We start from the raw sequence: 16678 nt of genomic DNA on the forward strand, positions 1-16678 counted from the left end.
CCTGAAAACCGAACTGCTCGCGAAACACGGCCTGTGTGTCCATGGTCATGGCCGATGGCGGCTGACCCCGGCGGTTACGCCGCCCGCGATCATGTGCGCGACCCGCAGCGCCTCCGGGAGCCGGCTGTGAATCTGCTGCGCTTCGAGCAAGTGCCCCGCCGCCTCGCGGCTGATCCCGCAGCGCTGCACCTGCAGCCCGGCCAGCGGTTCCATTGGCCCGGCGGCCTCGATCAGCCGCCACTTGCGGGTGCCGCCCGGCACGTGCTCCAGCAGCGCCCGGCGCACCGCCTGGAGATCCGGCGCCCGGCGTGTCACCACCAGCACCGGCAGTCCGGTACGTTCGCGCAGTGCCCGCAGGTCCACCACATTGAAGCCGGCGAAGGCGATCCCCTGCAACAAAATTGCGTGCAGCTGCGGCGCGAACGGGCTGGCCAGCAGGCATTCGGCTAGCCGCACGGTGGCGTTGGCCCCATCGCGGCGCACCCGGGTCGAAATCACCCCGTCCAGCCGCGCGCCGGCGAACACCGTGCCCACCACCATCACGTCGCCCCGATGTCGTCGGGCGAAGGGGGCGTCGTCGAAACCTGCGATATGCGAAAGGCGCTCCTGCATCTCCTTCCAACTCCCTCCGGGGCAGTGCCGAACAAAGTCATCCCGGCCTTGTTCAGCGCATGCGGCGACGCCGGACGCGCCGTCAGGTCCCGCCGTCGGGCAGCGCGCTCACCTGCCGGCGGAATCGCTGGAAATCGTCGTGGTCACGCCGCAGCCCGGCGAGGGTGCCCGGCGGCAGCGCCTCGATCTCCGCCCGGGTGCGCTCGATGCGCTCGCGCGTGGTCGGGTGGGTGGCGAAGAACTGCTCCAGGCGTCCCGGGTCGCGGTCACGCTCCGCCAGCAGCACCTCGAAGAATTCCACCAACCCGGCCGGATGGATCCCCGCGTCCACCAGGTAGCCGATCGCCAGATCGTCGGCCTCGCGTTCGGCGGTGCGGCTGTAACCGGCGAACACCCCCGCGGCGCCGAGCTGGATCGCCACCTGCTCGATGGCCCCGGGGTCGCGGTTCAGCAGGATGCCGTAGAGCACCGCCAGCCCCAGCTGGGCCTGCTGCGCCCGCTGCCACTGCTCGATCCCGTGGCGCTCCACCACATGGGCGACCTCGTGCGCCAGCACCCCCGCCAGCTGCGACTCGTTCGCGGCGCGTTCGATCAGTCCGCGATAGACATAGACATGCCCGCCCGGCACGGCGAAGGCGTTGATCTCCGGGGTGTTGGCAACGTAGAAGGTATAGTCGAAGTCACCGTGCGGGTCGGCCACGCGGGCGATCGAACGGCCCAGCCGGTTGATGTAGCGGTCGATCGCCGGGTCGTCGACGATCGGCAGCTCCTGGTTGATCTGCCGCGCCAGATCCGCCCCCAGGGCGCGTTCCTCCTGCACCGTCACCCGCGGCGCACAGGCCGCCAGCGCGAAACTCACCACTACCAGCAGCATGATCGCCAGGGACTGGCGCCGCACAGCAAGACTGGAACGCATGGCTTGCCCTCCCGCGGGTGGTGGCAGGGGCCCACCCCCGGCCACACGGGCCGCCTTGTTCCGAGCATAGAGGATTTTCCGGCCGGAGACCTGCGGCCCCGGGCGGTCCTGCGAACCTACCCCAGCAGGCCGCTTTTCTCGAGGCCGTCGAACATGAACTGCATGGCCAGCGCGCACAGTAGAACGCCGAGGATGCGTGTCAGCACATGGGCGCCGGTCACTCCCAGCAGGTGCTGCAGCCTTGAGGCCACCAGCAGACAGATCAGGGCCAGCACCATGATCGCCACCAGCGCGCCCAGCACCACGGCCTGGGCTGCCCAGTCGTCGCCGGCCCGGCTCATCAGCAGGATCGCCGCCCCCATCGCGCCCGGCCCGGCCAGCATGGGTGTGGCCAGCGGGAACACGGAGATGTCGCCCCGGCTGCGTGCCTCGGTGGTTTCCGCCGGGGTTGCCGAGACCCCGCCGGAGCTGCGGGCGAAGACCATGTCGATCCCGATCAGCAACAGCAGGATGCCGCCGGCGGTGTACAGCGCCGGCATGGTGATGCCCAGCAGCGACAGCAGCGACTCGCCGAGCAGGGCGAACAGCATCAGGATGCCCGTCGCCAGCAACGCGGCGCGCCAGGCCATACGGCGGCGCTGTGCGCGTGTCATGCCCTGGCTCAGCACGGCGAAGACCACCGCCACGTCCACGGGGCCAACGGTCACGAAGAAGGTCGCCAGCGCGACCACACCCAGTTCCAGCATTACTCTCCCCGTTCCCTTTGGCGTTCTGTACCAGGCTCCAGCGGCCGCCGTTGTGTTGCACGCGAGCCATCAATGGCCTACATCATTGCAGATGCACGAGCCTGTTGCGGACTCGGCATGACGGGCGCAGGCCCAGGCGTCCTGCCCGATCGGGTGTGACAGCGATGTCGGGCCTCGAGAGTGGGGCGCGTCTGCTGCCGCTCGTCGCGAGGGGCCGGACCGCGCGGATGGGCCCGCCCCGACACTACGTGGCGCCCGCCGTTCGCACACGCCATCTGCCGGTTCGGACAGTGGCTGCGGGGAAATATGTCGGAGGAGACCATGGTGCTGTCGATTGAGGAAGTTGCCCGGGCCCGGGAGGTCGTCAGCGGCCTGCTGGAGGAATTGCACCTGAGCAACTACACCTTCGATGTCGAGCCGCGTGACGGTGGCTGGGAGATCCAGGTCGAATGCGCTGCGGACGATGGCTGGGTCACGCACACCTTCGCTGCCACGCGACAGGAACTGCACCGCTGTGACGATGCCCGTGTGCGCCAGCAGCTTCTCGACGCCTGGGCGGGGCCGCTGGCCGCCTGTCAGCGCATGCGCTGATACGGGCCCGCCGGCATGAGCGCAACGCCGCCACGGCCGGTCCCGGCGGAGCGCTGGGAGCACTTCCCGCATGTGGCCGATATGGGTGTGCGCGGGTTCGGTAGCACCCTCGACGAGGCCTTCGCCGCTGCTGCTCACGCGATGACCGCGGTGATTACCGATCCGGATGCCGTGCGCCCGGAGATCCGCGTGGAGATCCATGCGCAGGCCGCAGACCCGGAAATCCTGCTCTATGATTTTCTCAACGGCCTGGTGTACGAGATGGCCGTGAACGGTCTTCTGTTCTCGCGCTTTCGCGTGCGGAGCGAGGGCGACCGCCTGCTGGCCGAGGCGTGGGGCGAGAAGACCGATGTTGCGCGTCACCAGCCCTGCGTGGAGGTGAAGGGGGCCACTTTCACGCAGCTCGACGTGCGCCGCGAGGACGACGGGCGCTGGCTCGCACAATGCGTGCTCGACATCTGAACGCGCCGTGTGCGGCAGCCCGTTGTCCCTTCCCCTGAAGGCCGTTGCGGGGTTACCCGAGGCCGGGAGGAACACCATGGACCTGAGCCGCTTTTCCCGCCTCTCCGACACCGCCTGGCAGCTCGAGCCCAGGGGCGATATGCGGGTCCCCGCGATTATCTACGGCACGGCCGAGTTGATCAGCCAGATGGACGACAAGGTTGCCGAACAGGCCACCAACGTCGCCACGCTGCCCGGCATCGTCCAGGCCTCCTATGCGATGCCGGATGCCCACTGGGGCTACGGCTTTCCGATCGGCGGTGTGGCTGCCTTCGACCCCGACGAGGGCGGCGTGATCTCCGCCGGCGGGGTCGGCTTCGATGTCTCCTGCGGGGTGCGCACCCTGCACACCGGGCTCGCCCGCCAGGACATCGAGGCGGTGAAGCACGAGCTGGCGGATGCGCTGTTTGCCACCGTCCCCGCTGGCGTCGGCAGCACCGGCCGCATCCACCTGCAGGACCAGCAGATGACCGAGATGCTGGACGGCGGCGCCGCCTGGGCCGTCTCCCAGGGCTATGGCGAGAACACCGACCTCGACCGCACCGAGGAACGCGGCCGCATGGCCGGTGCCGACCCGCACGCGGTATCCGAGCTCGCGCGCAAGCGGCAGCGCAAGGAGATGGGCACCCTGGGCTCCGGCAACCACTACCTTGAGGTGCAGCACGTCACCGAGATCTACGACGAGGAGACAGCCCGCACCTTCGGGCTGGAAGGGGGTGCGGTGGTGGTCAGCATCCACTGCGGCTCGCGCGGGCTGGGCCACCAGATCGGCACCGAGTTCCTGCGCGAGATGGCCCTGGCCGCCGAGGAGCACGGGATCCACCTGCCCGACCGCGAACTGGCCTGTGCGCCGATTCGTTCCGAGGTGGGCCAGCGCTACCTCGGGGCGATGCGCTCCGCCATCAACTGCGCGCTGGCCAACCGCCAGATCATCACCCACCTGACCCGCCAGGTCTTTGCCGACGTCCTGCCTGCGGCGCAGCTGGGTCTGCTCTACGACGTCTCGCACAACACCTGCAAGACCGAGCGCCACGTGATCGACGGCCGCGAACGTGAACTCTACGTGCACCGCAAGGGTGCGACCCGGGCCTTCGGCCCTGGCCATCCGCAGCTCCCGGCCGCACTGCGGGATGCCGGCCAGCCGGTGCTGATCGGCGGCTCCATGGGCACCGCCTCGTACATCCTGGCGGGTACCCGCCAGGCGGAGGACCTGTCGTTCAGCTCCGCCTGTCACGGTGCGGGCCGCGCGATGAGTCGCCATCAGGCCACCCGCCAGTGGCGCGGGCGCGCCCTGGTCGATGAACTGGCCGCGCGCGGCATCGTGATCCGCAGCCCCAGCCTGCGCGGCGTGGCCGAGGAGGCCCCGGGCGCCTACAAGGACGTCGCCGAGGTCGTGCAGGCCACCCACGAGGCCGGCCTTGCACGCCTCGTCGCCCGCGTCGAGCCCCTGGTGTGCATCAAGGGCTGAACACGTCCCGCCGGAAGAGGGCGTCTCACTAGCCGTAACGCCCGTCAATGCGCGGCTTTACCAGCATCGGGGCGTACACCCAGACGAATCCCGCGAAGGCGGCGATCCACAGGAGTTGCGAGGCGCCCATCCAGCTTGCGGTCAGGGCCGGCCAGAGCAGGGGGCCGACCACCCGTACCAGCGTCCCGATGGCCAGCAGGGCGAAGAGCACCCCGAGGATGCGCGGTGGATCGAAGACATTGCGGCCGGTATGGCCCAGGGCCACGCGCGTCATCATGCCCAGGGTCATCAGGCCGATGCCCCCGTAGGTAAAGGCGTGCAGCGCGGCTATCGGGGCGAGGGGCGTGAACTCGGCCGCGGCCCGCAGCGCAAAGCCGATCACGATCCAGCCGTAGGCCAGCATCAGCACCCAGAGCAGCGGCTTGCCCCACAGCGCCGGCGTATGCCAGCCCGCCCAGCGCACGCCATGCACCACGGCCAGACCGGCCGCCAGCGCCGCCGCGACCGTTGGCCAGCGCAGGAAGACCTCCACCAGCCAGAAGGCCAGCAACAGCACCAGGGCCAGGCGGTCCAGCCAGACCCGGTTCACCGGCGTAAAGGCCCCGTCCAGCCCGCGCTCGATAAAGAACGGGATCACCCGGCGCCCCATCATCAGGATCAGCGACAGCAGCAGGTAGACCCCGGAGTAGAGCCCCAGGCGCTGCCCCCCGTCGAGCAGGTCGAAGGCGCCCAGATAGAACAGGCCGTTACTGGCCCCCAGCAAGGCGACCTTGCCGATCACCGCCAGTTGGCCCCACTGACGCGCCTTCCACACCGGGCGGGCCAGGGCGGCCAGCAGCCAGAGGGTAAAGCCGAGATCGAACAGCGCCATCGCGACCAGCCCGGGGTCCCCGAACAACGCCGCGACCCGGCCGCCGAGCCAGAGCCCGGCCAGTACCAGCAGGGCGGGCCCGTGGGTCGTCTGCATCTCGGTCCAGTTGCGCACGGCCGTGAGCAGAAAACCGGCGACGACCGCCATCCCGTAGCCGAATATCAGCGTATGGCCATGCCAGGCGAAGGGCCCACCAAAGGCGGCCGTGGGCAGCGCCGCCATGTCGACGTGGTAGAGCCAGGTCCACAGACCCGCGACCAGCACGGCGTACAGCCCGGCCAGCAGAAAGAACGGGCGGAAGCCAAGGTGGCTCAGGCCGAAGCGATACTGTCCCGGAACCTCGATGTTTACCCTCACGTTTGCCCCCTTAGGCTCCGCCGAGCCGGTACCTGCCATCGCTACGGGCACCACCCGGAAAATCGGCCCTTCCCATTATCTTGCATTTTTATTACTGCTTCATGCGAGCCGGCCCGCAAGGCACCGGTCGCTTGTGCGAAGCGACTCGATGAGGTCCAAGGGCAAAAGGCATGGTCCGACCCCGCTCGTTCGGATGACCGCATTAGTCGTTGACGCCCCGGCGGGATTCCCGGAATACATACAGCGTCCGCACCAAGTAGGGGCTGACCAAAGTCAGGATCGCCCATCCGTTGAGCAGCCATCCGGACGCCTGGCCCACCTGCAGCCAGCTCCCCACTGCAAGAAGCGCAAGTGGCGCCAGGATTGCGAGCAACGCATACGACGCGCGCGTGCCGAAACCCGCTCGATCCCGCGAAATGAGGATCGCGACAGCCATCCCGAGAACAAAAATGGGAAGAAGTACAGGCCACAACATTCGCGACTAACCCACCCGGATCCCGCGAATTTCAGTGATTGCCATCTGCGCAGCTCCTCTCGGATGGCGAATGGCCATGTCGTCCGCGGTCATGGCTCCATGGAAGCCCATTGATTGGCGGTCGCTGTGACACCCTCTGAGCCAATGGCCTGGTCCTGTTATTGCCTCCGGGCGCATCAGAAATAGTCGTCCTCGCGCGGGTGCCGAGACGCCAGCAGGGTGACCGTCTCGGCATCGTCGATCTCGAACAGGGCGACATCACCAGAGCGGCCAAACGGAATCAGGAGTTCGCGGATGCGCGGGTGGGAGGCATCGGGCGTGCGGCAGCTCAGCGGAAAGCGCTCCAGTGGCGACACCGCCTCGCCGATGGCGTCTCGGGCATGGGCCGCGGCCGCCGGGTCGCGATCGGCGAGGAAAGCGACAAGTCGCAGGAGATCCTCGCGCGCCTGCGCCGTGAAGCGTACCGAGTAACTCATCCTTGAGACTCCAGCGGGCGGGTTACTGCTTGGTTAACAGAGGGTCGAGATCGTCCAGCACCGATTGGGCCGGGTAGTACTCCGCCGTTTCCCGGGCGCTGCGCGCGGACTCCAGGCCGCGCGCCAGGAACCCGGCCCGGGCGCGCCGACGGTCAATCTCGTGCCGCACGGCCTCCTCGATGAAGGCCGACAGTGTCTCTCCCTCCCCAAGGGCTTGCTCCACCTGATGCCGAAAGCCATCGCTGACCCGCAGGGCTGGCAACGTCGTGTTTTTATCCTGTGTCTCCACAACGACCTCCTCGCCATGTATCGCAAATGCAATACAGGCTGCCGGCACACATTGGAAGCGTGGTGTTCTGTACCGGGTTTCTTGCGGCGGTTTTGATGGCTTTTGGGGCTTGGGGCGGGCGGTCAGTCGTTGACGGTGCGGGTCGTTGGGTGTGTCAGGCGGCAGTGGCAGGGTTGACCGCGCGGTTGTTGTCGCGGCAGCGGTCGAGAAAGGCCTCCGCGTGTTCCGGCACAGCGATCGACGGGGTGCCGGCTGTTTCGGCGGTTACGCGTGGGGCGACGGGAGTGTGGGAAATGGGGGTTGTGCTACCAGATGCCGCGTGACGTTAGGGATGTGGTGGCTTTGTGGTGGGGGGTGGCCCGCCGCGTTGCCGTGGTCGCTCTGACGGCCGATTCACTGCGCACAGTGGCCGGGATGGCGCAATCGGCGCTGGGGGGCGGGGTGAACGGGAGTCCGGTTGGCGGGTCGGACTGGGTAACCGTATCTGCGGATGATGAAGGTGAGCGGGGTAGGGATGTTGGTGGGGGCGTGGACTGGATGTTGCCCTCTGTGCGCAATCCGTAGCACTCGCCGGCGCGATAACCGCCGGCTATCGCCGGGATGGGCAATCTCAACTGGTACCCATGACTCCTGGGGCCTACCTTCATAAACAAACGGGTAGCAAGCCGCTCTTCGGCCGGTTGGAGTCCGGAGTGGAATGGTTCGCCGCCCTCGAGGAAGCCTATTGCCGTGTGCACGGATGGCGGTTTCCGAAAGACGAACAATCTCGACGCAGCGAACATGGAGAACGACATGGGTGAGCAGCAGAACATGGGCAAGTGCCCGGTCATGCATGGTGGCCAGACCACCGAGGGCCACTCCGTCACGGAGTGGTGGCCGGAATCGCTGAACCTGGACATCCTGCACCAGCATGACCGCAAGACGAACCCGATGGGCGAGGACTTCGACTATCGGGAAGAGGTGAAGAAGCTCGACTTCGAAGCGCTGAAGAAGGACATGCACGCGCTGCTGACCGAGAGCCAGGACTGGTGGCCGGCCGACTGGGGCCACTACGGCGGCCTGATGATCCGCATGTCCTGGCACGCGGCAGGCACCTACCGCATCGCCGATGGCCGGGGGGGCGGGGGCACCGGCAACCAGCGCTTCGCGCCGATCAACAGCTGGCCGGACAACGTCAGCCTGGACAAGGCGCGCCGCCTGCTGTGGCCGATCAAGAAGAAATACGGCAACAAGATCAGCTGGGCCGACCTGATCATCCTGGCCGGCAACGTGGCCTACGAGAACATGGGCCTGAAGACCTTCGGCTTCTCTTTTGGCCGCGAGGACATCTGGCACCCCGAGAAGGACACCTACTGGGGGGCCGAGAAGGAGTGGCTGGCACCCTCCGACACGCGCTATGGCGACGTCGACAAGCCCGAGACCATGGAGAACCCCCTGGCGGCCGTCCAGATGGGCCTGATCTACGTGAACCCGGAAGGGGTCAACGGCAAGCCCGACCCGCTCAAGACCGGCGAGCAGGTCCGCGAGACCTTCGCCCGCATGGCGATGAACGACGAGGAGACCGCGGCGCTGACCGCTGGCGGCCACACCGTAGGCAAGTGTCACGGCAACGGTGATGCCTCCATCCTCGGTCCCGAGCCCGAAGGGGCCGATGTCGAGGAACAGGGCTTTGGCTGGAAGAACCCCAATATGCAGGGCAAGGCCACCAACGCCGTCTCCTCGGGTATCGAGGGTGCCTGGACCAAGAACCCGACCCAGTTCGACATGGGCTATTTCGATGCCCTGCTTGACCACGAGTGGGAGCTCAAGAAGAGCCCCGCCGGGGCCTCGCAGTGGGAGCCAGTCGACATGAAGGAGGAGGACAAGCCGGTCGATGCCACGGATCCGTCCATCCGTCATAACCCGATCATGACCGATGCGGATATGGCGATGAAAATGGATCCGATCTATCGGAAGTACATCGAGGCGTTCCGCAAGGACCCCGAGTACTTCAAGGACTGCTTCGCCCGCGCCTGGTTCAAGCTGATCCACCGCGACCTCGGTCCAAAGACCCGTTACATCGGGCCAGACGCACCCCAGGAAGACCTGATCTGGCAAGACCCGGTGCCGGCTGGCAATACCGACTACTCCGTCGAGGCCACCAAGCAGAAGATCGCCGAGAGCGGCCTTGGCATCGCCGAGATGGTCGCTACCGCCTGGGACAGCGCCCGCACCTTCCGCGGCTCCGACATGCGCGGCGGTGCCAACGGCGCCCATATCCGCCTGGCGCCGCAGAAGGACTGGGAAGGCAATGAGCCACAACGCCTGGCCCGCGTGCTCAAGGTTTACGAGCAGCTCTCCGCCGAGACCGGGGCCAGTGTGGCCGACCTGATCGTGCTCGGGGGTAGCGTGGGCATCGAGCAGGCGGCCCGGGCGGCCGGTCACGATGTCCTGGTGCCGTTTATCCCGGGCCGGGGTGACGCCAGCGCCGAGATGACCGACGCCGACTCCTTCGCGCCCCTGGAGCCGTTGGCCGATGGCTTCCGCAACTGGCTGAAGAAGGACTATGTGGTCAAGCCGGAGGAGATGCTGCTCGACCGCGCCCAGCTGATGGGCCTGACCGCGCCGGAGATGACCGTGCTGCTCGGCGGGATGCGCGTGCTGGGTACCAACCATGGTGGCAGCAAGCACGGCGTGTTCACCGACCGCGAAGGGCAGTTAACCAACGACTTCTTCGTCAACCTGACCGACATGGCCTACGCCTGGCAGCCCGCGGGCAACGGCGTGTACGAGGTGCGCGATCGCCAGAACGATCAGGTGAAGTGGACCGCCAGCCGCATCGACCTGGTGTTCGGCTCCAACTCCATCCTGCGCAGCTACGCCGAGGTGTACGCCCAGGACGACAACGAGGAGAAGTTCGTGCAGGACTTCATCAAGGCCTGGACCAAGGTGATGAACGCGGACCGCTTCGACCTGGAGCAGTATCAGCAGTGATGCTGGTCTGAGCCGGACAGTTTGTCCGGCGTGCAGGCCAAGACGCCCGGGTTCATCCCGGGCGTTTTCTTGCCGCGGAGGGCGTTGGCTCCTGCTGGTCGCAGGTGCGCGTATCCTGGGCCGCACGCCTCCTGCTCCCGCGGCTGTTCGAGGGAAAGAACCAGGGCCTGCCCCTCACGTGCCTTTTCCCCGCGAGCGTGGACCCTTTCGTCATTGCGAGCCCTTGCTGAGGCCACGGCAATCCGCTGGATCGGCCCGCTATCCCGTCGCGCGCATGCCGCCGCCACCTCCGCCGCCCGGCGGTGGTGTCCAGACGTTGCGAAAGGCCTGGTGTGTCTTCTCTGGAAGATCGCGGGAGAAGCGCAGTTGAACACCCGAGTCGGTGCGCACGGCGGCGATCCGGCCCCGCGTCAGGCCGAACTGGCGTGCCACGTCCTCGCAGCCACGCACGAACCCGGCCGGCGGCTTGCCGCGCCGCACGCGGGCCGCGCCATCGCGCAACTCCACCGAAAACACCTGCCGTGCATGCCAGAGCATCAGCGCGAGGCCAAGGCCCAGCAGGACGAACATGATCAGCAACGTAAGCAGCATGATGGATTGCATCGCGGGACGGGAACGGCGCCCAGTGTAGCGCACGCCCACCGCGGTTCCGGGTTTTCCGTCGTCGAGTCAGCGCGATTGATGGGCTACTTCGCGATCCGTGCCGCGGGCCACCGGGGACACAAAGGTGGCTGCCCAATTTGCCCAGGCTGGCAAGGAGGGCGGCGGTTCCCGCCCTTCGCGCTCAATCCTCGCCCGGCTTAACGATCTCCAGCGCGATCTCCACCTCGCGCTCGGTGCCGTCGCGCCACACCTTCAGCGTCACCACGTCGCCCTCCTCGCGCCCCAGGATCACGCGCTGGATGTCGATCGGCCGTGCAACGCGCTGACCGTCGATATGGGTGATCACGTCGATATCCACCGGGAACGCGCGCCCGTTTACCAGCACCACGTTCTCCGGCCGCCGGATGCCGGCGCGGTCGGCCGGCCCGTCGGGCGAGACGTCGGTCACCACCACGCCATGCTCCGGCAGCCCCAGTTCCGCGCGCAGGCCGCGCGGGTAGTCCGCTACCCGCAGCGCCACCTCCATGCCCATGCGCGGGCGTTCCGGCAGCTGCGCCGCCGCGGCCGCCAGGCCGGAAAAACCGCCCGCGCGAAGCTCCGCCATCGCCTCGGTGACCAGGTTGCTCGGCACCGCCAGACCGATGCCCGCGAAGGTCCCGGCCGGCGCCAGGATGGCATTGTTCACCCCCACCGCCTCGCCGCTGGAATCGAGCAGCGGCCCGCCGGAATTGCCGGGGTTGATCGCCGCATCGGTCTGGATGTAGGGGATCTCGATCCCCACCAGCCCCGGGCGCTCGCGCTCCAGCGCTGACACGATCCCGGCGGTGACCGTCGAATGCAGACCGAACGGATTGCCGATCGCGATCGCCTTCTGGCCGACCTGCAGGCGGTCGGAGTCCCCCAGCGGGATCGGACCGGGGTCGGGCGCCGCCTCCGGGTCCACCAGTTCCAGCAGCGCCAGATCCACGTCCGGGTTGGCACCGACCACCCGCACATCGTGCTCCACCTCCGGTGTCCCCAGGAACGACACCGTCAGCGAGGCCCCCTGGGCCAGCTCGATGCGGTCTTCCGTCGCCTCGCCTAACGTGGCCGCGATCACGTGGAAATTGGTGATGATCTGGCCCGCGTCGTTCACCACGAAGCCACTGCCCCCGATCACCTCGGTCATCTCGTCGGCGTCCGCGTCGTCCTCTTCTGCTGCTCTCGACACCCGTACCGAGACCACGCTCGGCCCCGCCTCGCGCGCCACCGCGATCGTGTTGCGCTCGTCATCCAGGCCCTCCATCGGCGGGCTGATGGTACAGCCTGCGGCCGATACCACTGCCAGCAGTACCAGCACCAATCCGGCCCCATGCAGCATCCGATACGGCCCCGCCATAATGCCCCTCTCTTTTCGCCAGCATCGCGCGGATCCGCACCGAACCCACGTCCCCTCGAGCATAGACCCCGCTCCGCCGCCGACGCAGGGGGCAGGCACAGCCATACCAAAAGGCGGACGCTGTACCGCGGTGATGGATCCCCGGACCTGCCAAGTCCGCAGGCAGACCCCAAGCTCCCGCTTGCCTCAGTGCTTCAGGAGCTCGTCCAGCGGGCGGCGCGGTGTGGGGCGGGGCGTGCCGTCCGGGCGGCCCAGCGCAAACAGCAGTTGTGGCTGGCCCCCGCCGAGGACCTCGGCCAGCATCGGGCGCCATTCGGCCTGCTGGATCGGCTGATTCAGATAGCGTGCGCAGAGCCCGTGCCGGGTGGCCTCGAGCAGTACACGTTGCAGGGCCTGTCCGGCCGTCAGCCACTGCATCGGGCCTTCGATCCCCGTGCCCAGCGCCAGCAGTAGCGGGGCTGCCCGGGCCATATGCGCCTCGCCGCGGGCCATCGCCCGTGCGGACACCAGATGGCGGACGCTCCAGCGGGTCAGACCGCCGGTTACACGCCCGACCGGCAGCCCGTCGCCGCGGGAGGGCGGGCGCATCCAGTGCGCCAGTTCGCGGCGCCAGGCCGGGTTCTTCCATTGTGCCGTCGTCGCCGCCCGGATCAGGTCAGCGATCTCCCTGCGGATCTCGGCGTCCGTGACCGGGCGCAGCCAGGCTCCCTCATGGTGGGCGGCTTGCACCAGCTTCTCGACGATGTCCGGCGAGCCCTCGTCAGCCAGAAAGCGGCCGCGCCAGGAACGACGCTCGCCGATCCAGTCCCGCAGTGGCGCCAGATCCCGCCGGCCCGCCCCGCCGTGGTGCCCGGTCAGCAACCGCACGAACGGGCCGTCGCCCGCCTGCTCCGGGCGCACGTTCAGCCCGTGGCCGTCAGTGGCGGCGGCCACGCGCAGGTTCAGCACCGCACAGCCGCAGCTGATGATGCGCTCGCGCCCGGTCGGGTCGTTCACCGGAAGCGAACGCGCCGGGTCCGTCCAGACCTCCACCCCCGCGCGGTCCACGCGGAACCGCCAGGGCTGGGTGTTATGCGAGGAGGGCGCCTGACCGGCCAGGTGCAGCCATTCGCGGATGACGGGGTCGATCTCCATTTCGCCAACATACCGTCCCTGCCGCGCACGGGCGATGGGTGCCGTCGCCCGAGCGCCCGAAGAACATGGGTGTCTTCTTTCTCGAGCGTTCTCGCGTAGGGGGGCTGCGTGGGGGAGGCCCTGGCTCTTCGTGGCGTGGCGGTCGGGAGGATGAGGGGGCACAAATTGTAGGAGCGTGCTTGCACGCGAAGCTCCTGCCCGTGTCCGGCTTTGGCCGGGGCTTCGCCTGCAAGCAGGCTCCCACAGGGGGAGGTGGGGTGCTATTTCTTTGCACTGCCGGGGTCGTCGGGACGAGACCGGCCTGAAGTGAACCAGGTTCCGTGTGGCCCGTGGACCGACCCGCTGGCGCCAGGTGCGGAGTGCATGGGAGACGTGGCCTGCCAACGGAATGGTGGGCGTGTTTTTTCCCACTCGCGGGGGGCATGCCGAGCCTGGTACCCCGAGGGAAATTTCTGGACCCGAACGCGCATTCGAGGACCACGATAGTGCCACTTCGAAATATAAAAGCGCGTCACGTCAATTGGTTATCACGGTGCGATCCCGTCCTGAGTCTTGGCTCACGGACTGCCCGGTACCGTTAACCGAGCTATCCGCATGCATTAGAGTCTGGGGCCGCCAAATCAAAATCCAGTGCCCGATGGGGCCAAGACGGGAGTTAGATAATGGATCTTCGAGAGGGGCGCCGCAGGGCCGTACGTATGGAAGCCGAGGTGGAGACTAAGGCCGGCGACTCTGAGTGCAGAGCAAGCGGCCGGGTCCGCGATGTCAGCCTTAGCGGGTTGTATCTGGAACTGACGGATTCGGTTGTCTCGAAAAATACGAGACTGCGGCTGACCGTGAGCCCGGAGGAGTCCGGGGATGGCCGGGCCCATGTCTGGCATTGCATCGTGATGCGACTGGATGAGCATGGCGTGGGAGCGATGTTCGAGCCTGAAGATCCGTTTGCGGTCGATGGCCTGCTGGATCTGATGCGCGAGAGCATCGGCCTCCGCTCGGTCCAGGGTGGTCCGCGGCATGACAGTCTCTGCACACCCTAGACACCACGGGATCACACCTGGCCGTTTGTTTTCGGCGCCGACCAGGCGCGATAGACAAGGTCCGATCCTAAAGGCAAAAAGGCAATTAAAGACAGAGATTTACCATGTTCCGGCCCCGCCATTGTCCCCATTTGGGTGACGGGATATGGGTTGTAGGAGGCCAGCCCTCTGGCCGATAGGATTCTGCCTGCGCCGGATGGGCCAGAGGGCTGGCCTCCTGCAGGTGATTGGGGGTTAGAGCCAGCGGCGGCGGCGGAACAGGTAGAGCATGCCGAGGACGATGGCGAACATGATGCCGAGCAGGATGGGGTAGCCGTAATAGGTGTAGAGCTCGGGCATGGACCACGGGCTTTCCGGGTGGTCGAAGTTCATGCCATAGATGCCGACGATGAAGGTGAGCGGGATGAAGATGGTGGCGATGATGGTGAGCACGCGGATCACGTCGTTGGAGCGCTGGTTGACGGCCGACAGGTAGGCCTCGATCAGGCTGGAGGCCATGTCGCGGTAGGACTCCAGCAGGTCCATGATCTGGATAGTGTGGTCGTGGACGTCCCGCAGCCAGGGCATTATCTCGGGGCCGAACGGGTCCTGGTCGTCGCGCATCAGGCGGGTGATCACGTCGCGCGTGGGCCAGAGCTGTCGGCGCAGCACCAGCAGCTCGCGGCGAACGGCGTGGATGCGGCCGAGGGTGTCGTGGTCGGGCTGCGAGAGCACTCGTTCTTCCAGGGCTTCGATGCGGTCGCCGAGTTCCTCCAGTAGCGGAAAGGCCTGATCCACGACCACGTCCATCAGGGCATAGGCCAGATACGGGGCCCCCAGGCGGTTGAAGTTGCGGTTGGTGCCGCGCATGCGCTGGCGGATGGGCTCGAACGGGTCGGTCTCGCCACTGTGCACGCTGATGACGAAGCGCGGATTCACGAACAGGTTGAACTGGTCCAGGCGCACGCTATCGCCGTCCAGTTGCGGCTGGTTGAGGATGATTACCGCGTGCTCGCCGAAGTAGTCGAGCTTGGGGCGCTGGCCGCGATGGCGCACATCCTCCAGCGCCAGCGGGTGCAGCCCGAAGGCCTCGCCAAGGGCGTGCAGTTGTTCCGGGCCGGGGCAGCCCTGCAGGTGCAGCCAGACGAAGCCTGATTCCGGTTCGCCCTCGGCCAGGGCCTGTTGCGGGTCCAGCGGTTCGAGCTGCTCGTTGTGGTAGCGCCAGGCTTCAAGCCGGACCTCTCCGGCGGGGTGTTCGGGGCTGTGTGCGCCGTGCCCAGGGGCGGTTCCGGGCTGGGGGTAGGTCTTCTCGAACAGTCGCGTCATCGGGGCTCTCTTTGGCCGGGATGGTCGTTCCTGTTCGGGAGTATAGGGGGCGGGGGCCGGCCGTGCGCCCGTCCAGCAAGTCTGGCAGGCTGGAGCTGTCGCCGGAGCGGTCTGGCCAAGCAGCAGTGGATGGGGAGGGGACAATGGAGCTGAAGACCATGTTGGTGCCGGTGGACGGCTCGGACAACGCCTGGCGGGCGGTGGAGGTGGCCGCGGATCTGGCCGCGAAGTACCAGGCACGAGTGGTCCTGCTTAGCGTGCTACTGCAGGGCGAGGAGGTGCCCCCGCACATCCGCAAGCTGTCGGATCTGCCCGATCCGGACGATCCGCCCGTGGCGCTAGGCGGTGCGGCGGTCGCGGGTGCTGTACCGCCGAAGGTGCTTCACGATATCGCGAAGAAACTGACCGAAAAGGCCAGCGAGTACTTCACGGAACGGGGCGTGACGGACATCGAGCGACACGTCCAGGACGGCTCGCCGGCCAAGGTGATCCTGCAGCAGGCCGAATATCACCACGCGGACATGATCGTGATGGGCGCGCGCGGCCTGGGCAACTTGAAGGGGCTGGTGTCAGGCAGTGTGTCGAACAAGGTGCAGCAGTTGGCGCGCTGCATCGTGGTGACGGTGAACTGAGTTCGGGATGTCGCGGCTGTCGATCGACCTGCACGAGTGCTTTCGCGACGGGCGCAAGATCGATGCAGCGCTCAACGGCGTGATCGAGGAGGCCTGCGACAAGCGCATCAAGACGGTGGAGATCATCCACGGCAAGGGGAGCGGGCAGCTGAAAAAGCGTGTGCTGCGCTTCTTGCAGCAGCCGGAGGTCAAGCAGCGCTATCACCGGGTGGAGAAGGATTCGAAGAATCACGGGCGCCTGTTCGTGCATTTCAAGCACTGAACAAGGCCGTTCCCTTTCCCGTGTAGGAGGCCAGCCCCCTGGCCGATGGGGC

17 protein-coding genes are annotated in these 16678 nt (G+C 67.2%); 7 read left to right on the top strand and 10 right to left on the bottom strand.

Annotated elements, in window-relative coordinates:
- Positions 1-45: 45 nt before the first annotated feature.
- From C995_RS0109875 to C995_RS0109885, 3 genes are all read right to left on the bottom strand, one after another.
- Positions 46-612: a DUF99 family protein gene (locus C995_RS0109875; protein WP_018864784.1), complete on the bottom strand. Its 567-nt coding sequence runs from the start codon at positions 610-612 to the stop codon at positions 46-48.
- Between the two features lie 82 nt (positions 613-694).
- The gene (locus C995_RS0109880; protein ID WP_018864785.1) at positions 695-1528 is read right to left on the bottom strand and encodes a M48 family metallopeptidase; all 834 of its coding nucleotides are present in this window, start codon (positions 1526-1528) and stop codon (positions 695-697) included.
- 116 nt (positions 1529-1644) lie between these two features.
- Entirely contained in the window at positions 1645-2274 is a 630-nt protein-coding gene (locus C995_RS0109885; protein ID WP_018864786.1) for a MarC family protein, read from the bottom strand.
- Positions 2275-2595: 321 nt separating this feature from the next.
- On the opposite strand from C995_RS0109885, the gene C995_RS0109890 reads away from it, so the two are divergent.
- The 3 genes from C995_RS0109890 to C995_RS0109900 all read left to right on the top strand — a co-directional run bounded on the left by C995_RS0109890 (position 2596) and on the right by C995_RS0109900 (position 4834).
- Complete coding sequence (locus C995_RS0109890; RefSeq protein ID WP_231362424.1) at positions 2596-2865, top strand: hypothetical protein; 270 nt, start codon at positions 2596-2598, stop codon at positions 2863-2865.
- A gap of 15 nt (positions 2866-2880) precedes the next feature.
- Positions 2881-3327, top strand: coding sequence for an archease (locus C995_RS0109895; RefSeq protein ID WP_018864788.1), 447 nt, complete (start codon positions 2881-2883; stop codon positions 3325-3327).
- Between the two features lie 76 nt (positions 3328-3403).
- Positions 3404-4834 (top strand): RtcB family protein, encoded by a 1431-nt coding sequence (locus C995_RS0109900; protein WP_018864789.1) that lies wholly within the window; start codon positions 3404-3406, stop codon positions 4832-4834.
- 28 nt (positions 4835-4862) lie between these two features.
- Here C995_RS0109900 and C995_RS0109905 read toward each other — a convergent pair whose 3' ends face one another.
- From C995_RS0109905 to C995_RS0109920, 3 genes are all read right to left on the bottom strand, one after another.
- On the bottom strand, positions 4863-6062 hold the full coding sequence (locus C995_RS0109905; protein ID WP_018864790.1) for an NnrS family protein: 1200 nt from the start codon (positions 6060-6062) through the stop codon (positions 4863-4865).
- Positions 6063-6713: 651 nt separating this feature from the next.
- Positions 6714-7013, bottom strand: coding sequence for a type II toxin-antitoxin system RelE/ParE family toxin (locus tag C995_RS0109915; protein ID WP_018864792.1), 300 nt, complete (start codon positions 7011-7013; stop codon positions 6714-6716).
- 22 nt (positions 7014-7035) lie between these two features.
- Positions 7036-7302, bottom strand: coding sequence for a YlcI/YnfO family protein (locus C995_RS0109920; RefSeq protein WP_018864793.1), 267 nt, complete (start codon positions 7300-7302; stop codon positions 7036-7038).
- Positions 7303-8082: 780 nt separating this feature from the next.
- Here C995_RS0109920 and katG point away from each other — a divergent pair.
- Positions 8083-10275 carry a catalase/peroxidase HPI gene (katG, locus tag C995_RS0109925; RefSeq protein WP_026279060.1) on the top strand — a complete coding sequence of 731 codons (2193 nt, stop codon included), beginning with the start codon at positions 8083-8085 and terminating at the stop codon, positions 10273-10275.
- A gap of 258 nt (positions 10276-10533) precedes the next feature.
- On the opposite strand, the gene C995_RS0109930 is transcribed toward katG, so the two are convergent.
- The 3 genes from C995_RS0109930 to C995_RS0109940 all read right to left on the bottom strand — a co-directional run bounded on the left by C995_RS0109930 (position 10534) and on the right by C995_RS0109940 (position 13390).
- Entirely contained in the window at positions 10534-10866 is a 333-nt protein-coding gene (locus C995_RS0109930; protein ID WP_018864795.1) for a DUF3634 family protein, read from the bottom strand.
- 193 nt (positions 10867-11059) lie between these two features.
- A complete protein-coding gene (locus C995_RS0109935) occupies positions 11060-12238 on the bottom strand; it encodes a trypsin-like peptidase domain-containing protein (RefSeq protein WP_026279061.1) in 1179 nt (392 codons plus the stop codon).
- Between the two features lie 204 nt (positions 12239-12442).
- Positions 12443-13390: a nitroreductase family protein gene (locus tag C995_RS0109940; RefSeq protein ID WP_018864797.1), complete on the bottom strand. Its 948-nt coding sequence runs from the start codon at positions 13388-13390 to the stop codon at positions 12443-12445.
- A 662-nt stretch (positions 13391-14052) separates the two neighbouring features.
- Between C995_RS0109940 and C995_RS0109945 the strand changes: the two genes are divergently transcribed.
- A complete protein-coding gene (locus tag C995_RS0109945; RefSeq protein WP_018864798.1) occupies positions 14053-14427 on the top strand; it encodes a PilZ domain-containing protein in 375 nt (124 codons plus the stop codon).
- A gap of 234 nt (positions 14428-14661) precedes the next feature.
- Here the strand turns inward: C995_RS0109945 and corA are convergent, their stop codons facing one another.
- The gene (corA, locus tag C995_RS0109950; protein ID WP_018864799.1) at positions 14662-15732 is read right to left on the bottom strand and encodes a magnesium/cobalt transporter CorA; all 1071 of its coding nucleotides are present in this window, start codon (positions 15730-15732) and stop codon (positions 14662-14664) included.
- A gap of 143 nt (positions 15733-15875) precedes the next feature.
- Here corA and C995_RS0109955 point away from each other — a divergent pair, with 143 nt between their 5' ends.
- Both C995_RS0109955 and C995_RS0109960 read left to right on the top strand, forming a co-directional pair.
- Positions 15876-16364 carry a universal stress protein gene (locus tag C995_RS0109955; protein ID WP_018864800.1) on the top strand — a complete coding sequence of 163 codons (489 nt, stop codon included), beginning with the start codon at positions 15876-15878 and terminating at the stop codon, positions 16362-16364.
- A 7-nt stretch (positions 16365-16371) separates the two neighbouring features.
- Positions 16372-16626: a Smr/MutS family protein gene (locus C995_RS0109960; RefSeq protein WP_018864801.1), complete on the top strand. Its 255-nt coding sequence runs from the start codon at positions 16372-16374 to the stop codon at positions 16624-16626.
- Positions 16627-16678 lie beyond the last annotated feature (52 nt).

The organism is Thioalkalivibrio sp. ARh3, assembly GCF_000377265.1.
Taxonomy (GTDB): Bacteria; Pseudomonadota; Gammaproteobacteria; order Ectothiorhodospirales; family Ectothiorhodospiraceae; genus Thioalkalivibrio; species Thioalkalivibrio thiocyanoxidans.

Excerpts from the sequence above, each read along its gene's own strand:
- C995_RS0109880 (WP_018864785.1), bottom strand. The coding sequence starts at position 1,528 with ATGCGTTCCAGTCTTGCTGTGCGGCGCCAGTCCCTGGCGATCATGCTG.
- C995_RS0109955 (WP_018864800.1), top strand. The coding sequence starts at position 15,876 with ATGGAGCTGAAGACCATGTTGGTGCCGGTGGACGGCTCGGACAACGCC.
- C995_RS0109900 (WP_018864789.1), top strand. The coding sequence starts at position 3,404 with ATGGACCTGAGCCGCTTTTCCCGCCTCTCCGACACCGCCTGGCAGCTC.
- katG (WP_026279060.1), top strand. The coding sequence starts at position 8,083 with ATGGAGAACGACATGGGTGAGCAGCAGAACATGGGCAAGTGCCCGGTC.
- C995_RS0109890 (WP_231362424.1), top strand. The coding sequence starts at position 2,596 with ATGGTGCTGTCGATTGAGGAAGTTGCCCGGGCCCGGGAGGTCGTCAGC.
- C995_RS0109930 (WP_018864795.1), bottom strand. The coding sequence starts at position 10,866 with ATGCTGCTTACGTTGCTGATCATGTTCGTCCTGCTGGGCCTTGGCCTC.
- corA (WP_018864799.1), bottom strand. The coding sequence starts at position 15,732 with ATGACGCGACTGTTCGAGAAGACCTACCCCCAGCCCGGAACCGCCCCT.
- C995_RS0109885 (WP_018864786.1), bottom strand. The coding sequence starts at position 2,274 with ATGCTGGAACTGGGTGTGGTCGCGCTGGCGACCTTCTTCGTGACCGTT.
- C995_RS0109945 (WP_018864798.1), top strand. The coding sequence starts at position 14,053 with ATGGATCTTCGAGAGGGGCGCCGCAGGGCCGTACGTATGGAAGCCGAG.
- C995_RS0109875 (WP_018864784.1), bottom strand. The coding sequence starts at position 612 with ATGCAGGAGCGCCTTTCGCATATCGCAGGTTTCGACGACGCCCCCTTC.
- C995_RS0109915 (WP_018864792.1), bottom strand. The coding sequence starts at position 7,013 with ATGAGTTACTCGGTACGCTTCACGGCGCAGGCGCGCGAGGATCTCCTG.
- C995_RS0109895 (WP_018864788.1), top strand. The coding sequence starts at position 2,881 with ATGAGCGCAACGCCGCCACGGCCGGTCCCGGCGGAGCGCTGGGAGCAC.
- C995_RS0109935 (WP_026279061.1), bottom strand. The coding sequence starts at position 12,238 with ATGCTGCATGGGGCCGGATTGGTGCTGGTACTGCTGGCAGTGGTATCG.
- C995_RS0109940 (WP_018864797.1), bottom strand. The coding sequence starts at position 13,390 with ATGGAGATCGACCCCGTCATCCGCGAATGGCTGCACCTGGCCGGTCAG.
- C995_RS0109960 (WP_018864801.1), top strand. The coding sequence starts at position 16,372 with ATGTCGCGGCTGTCGATCGACCTGCACGAGTGCTTTCGCGACGGGCGC.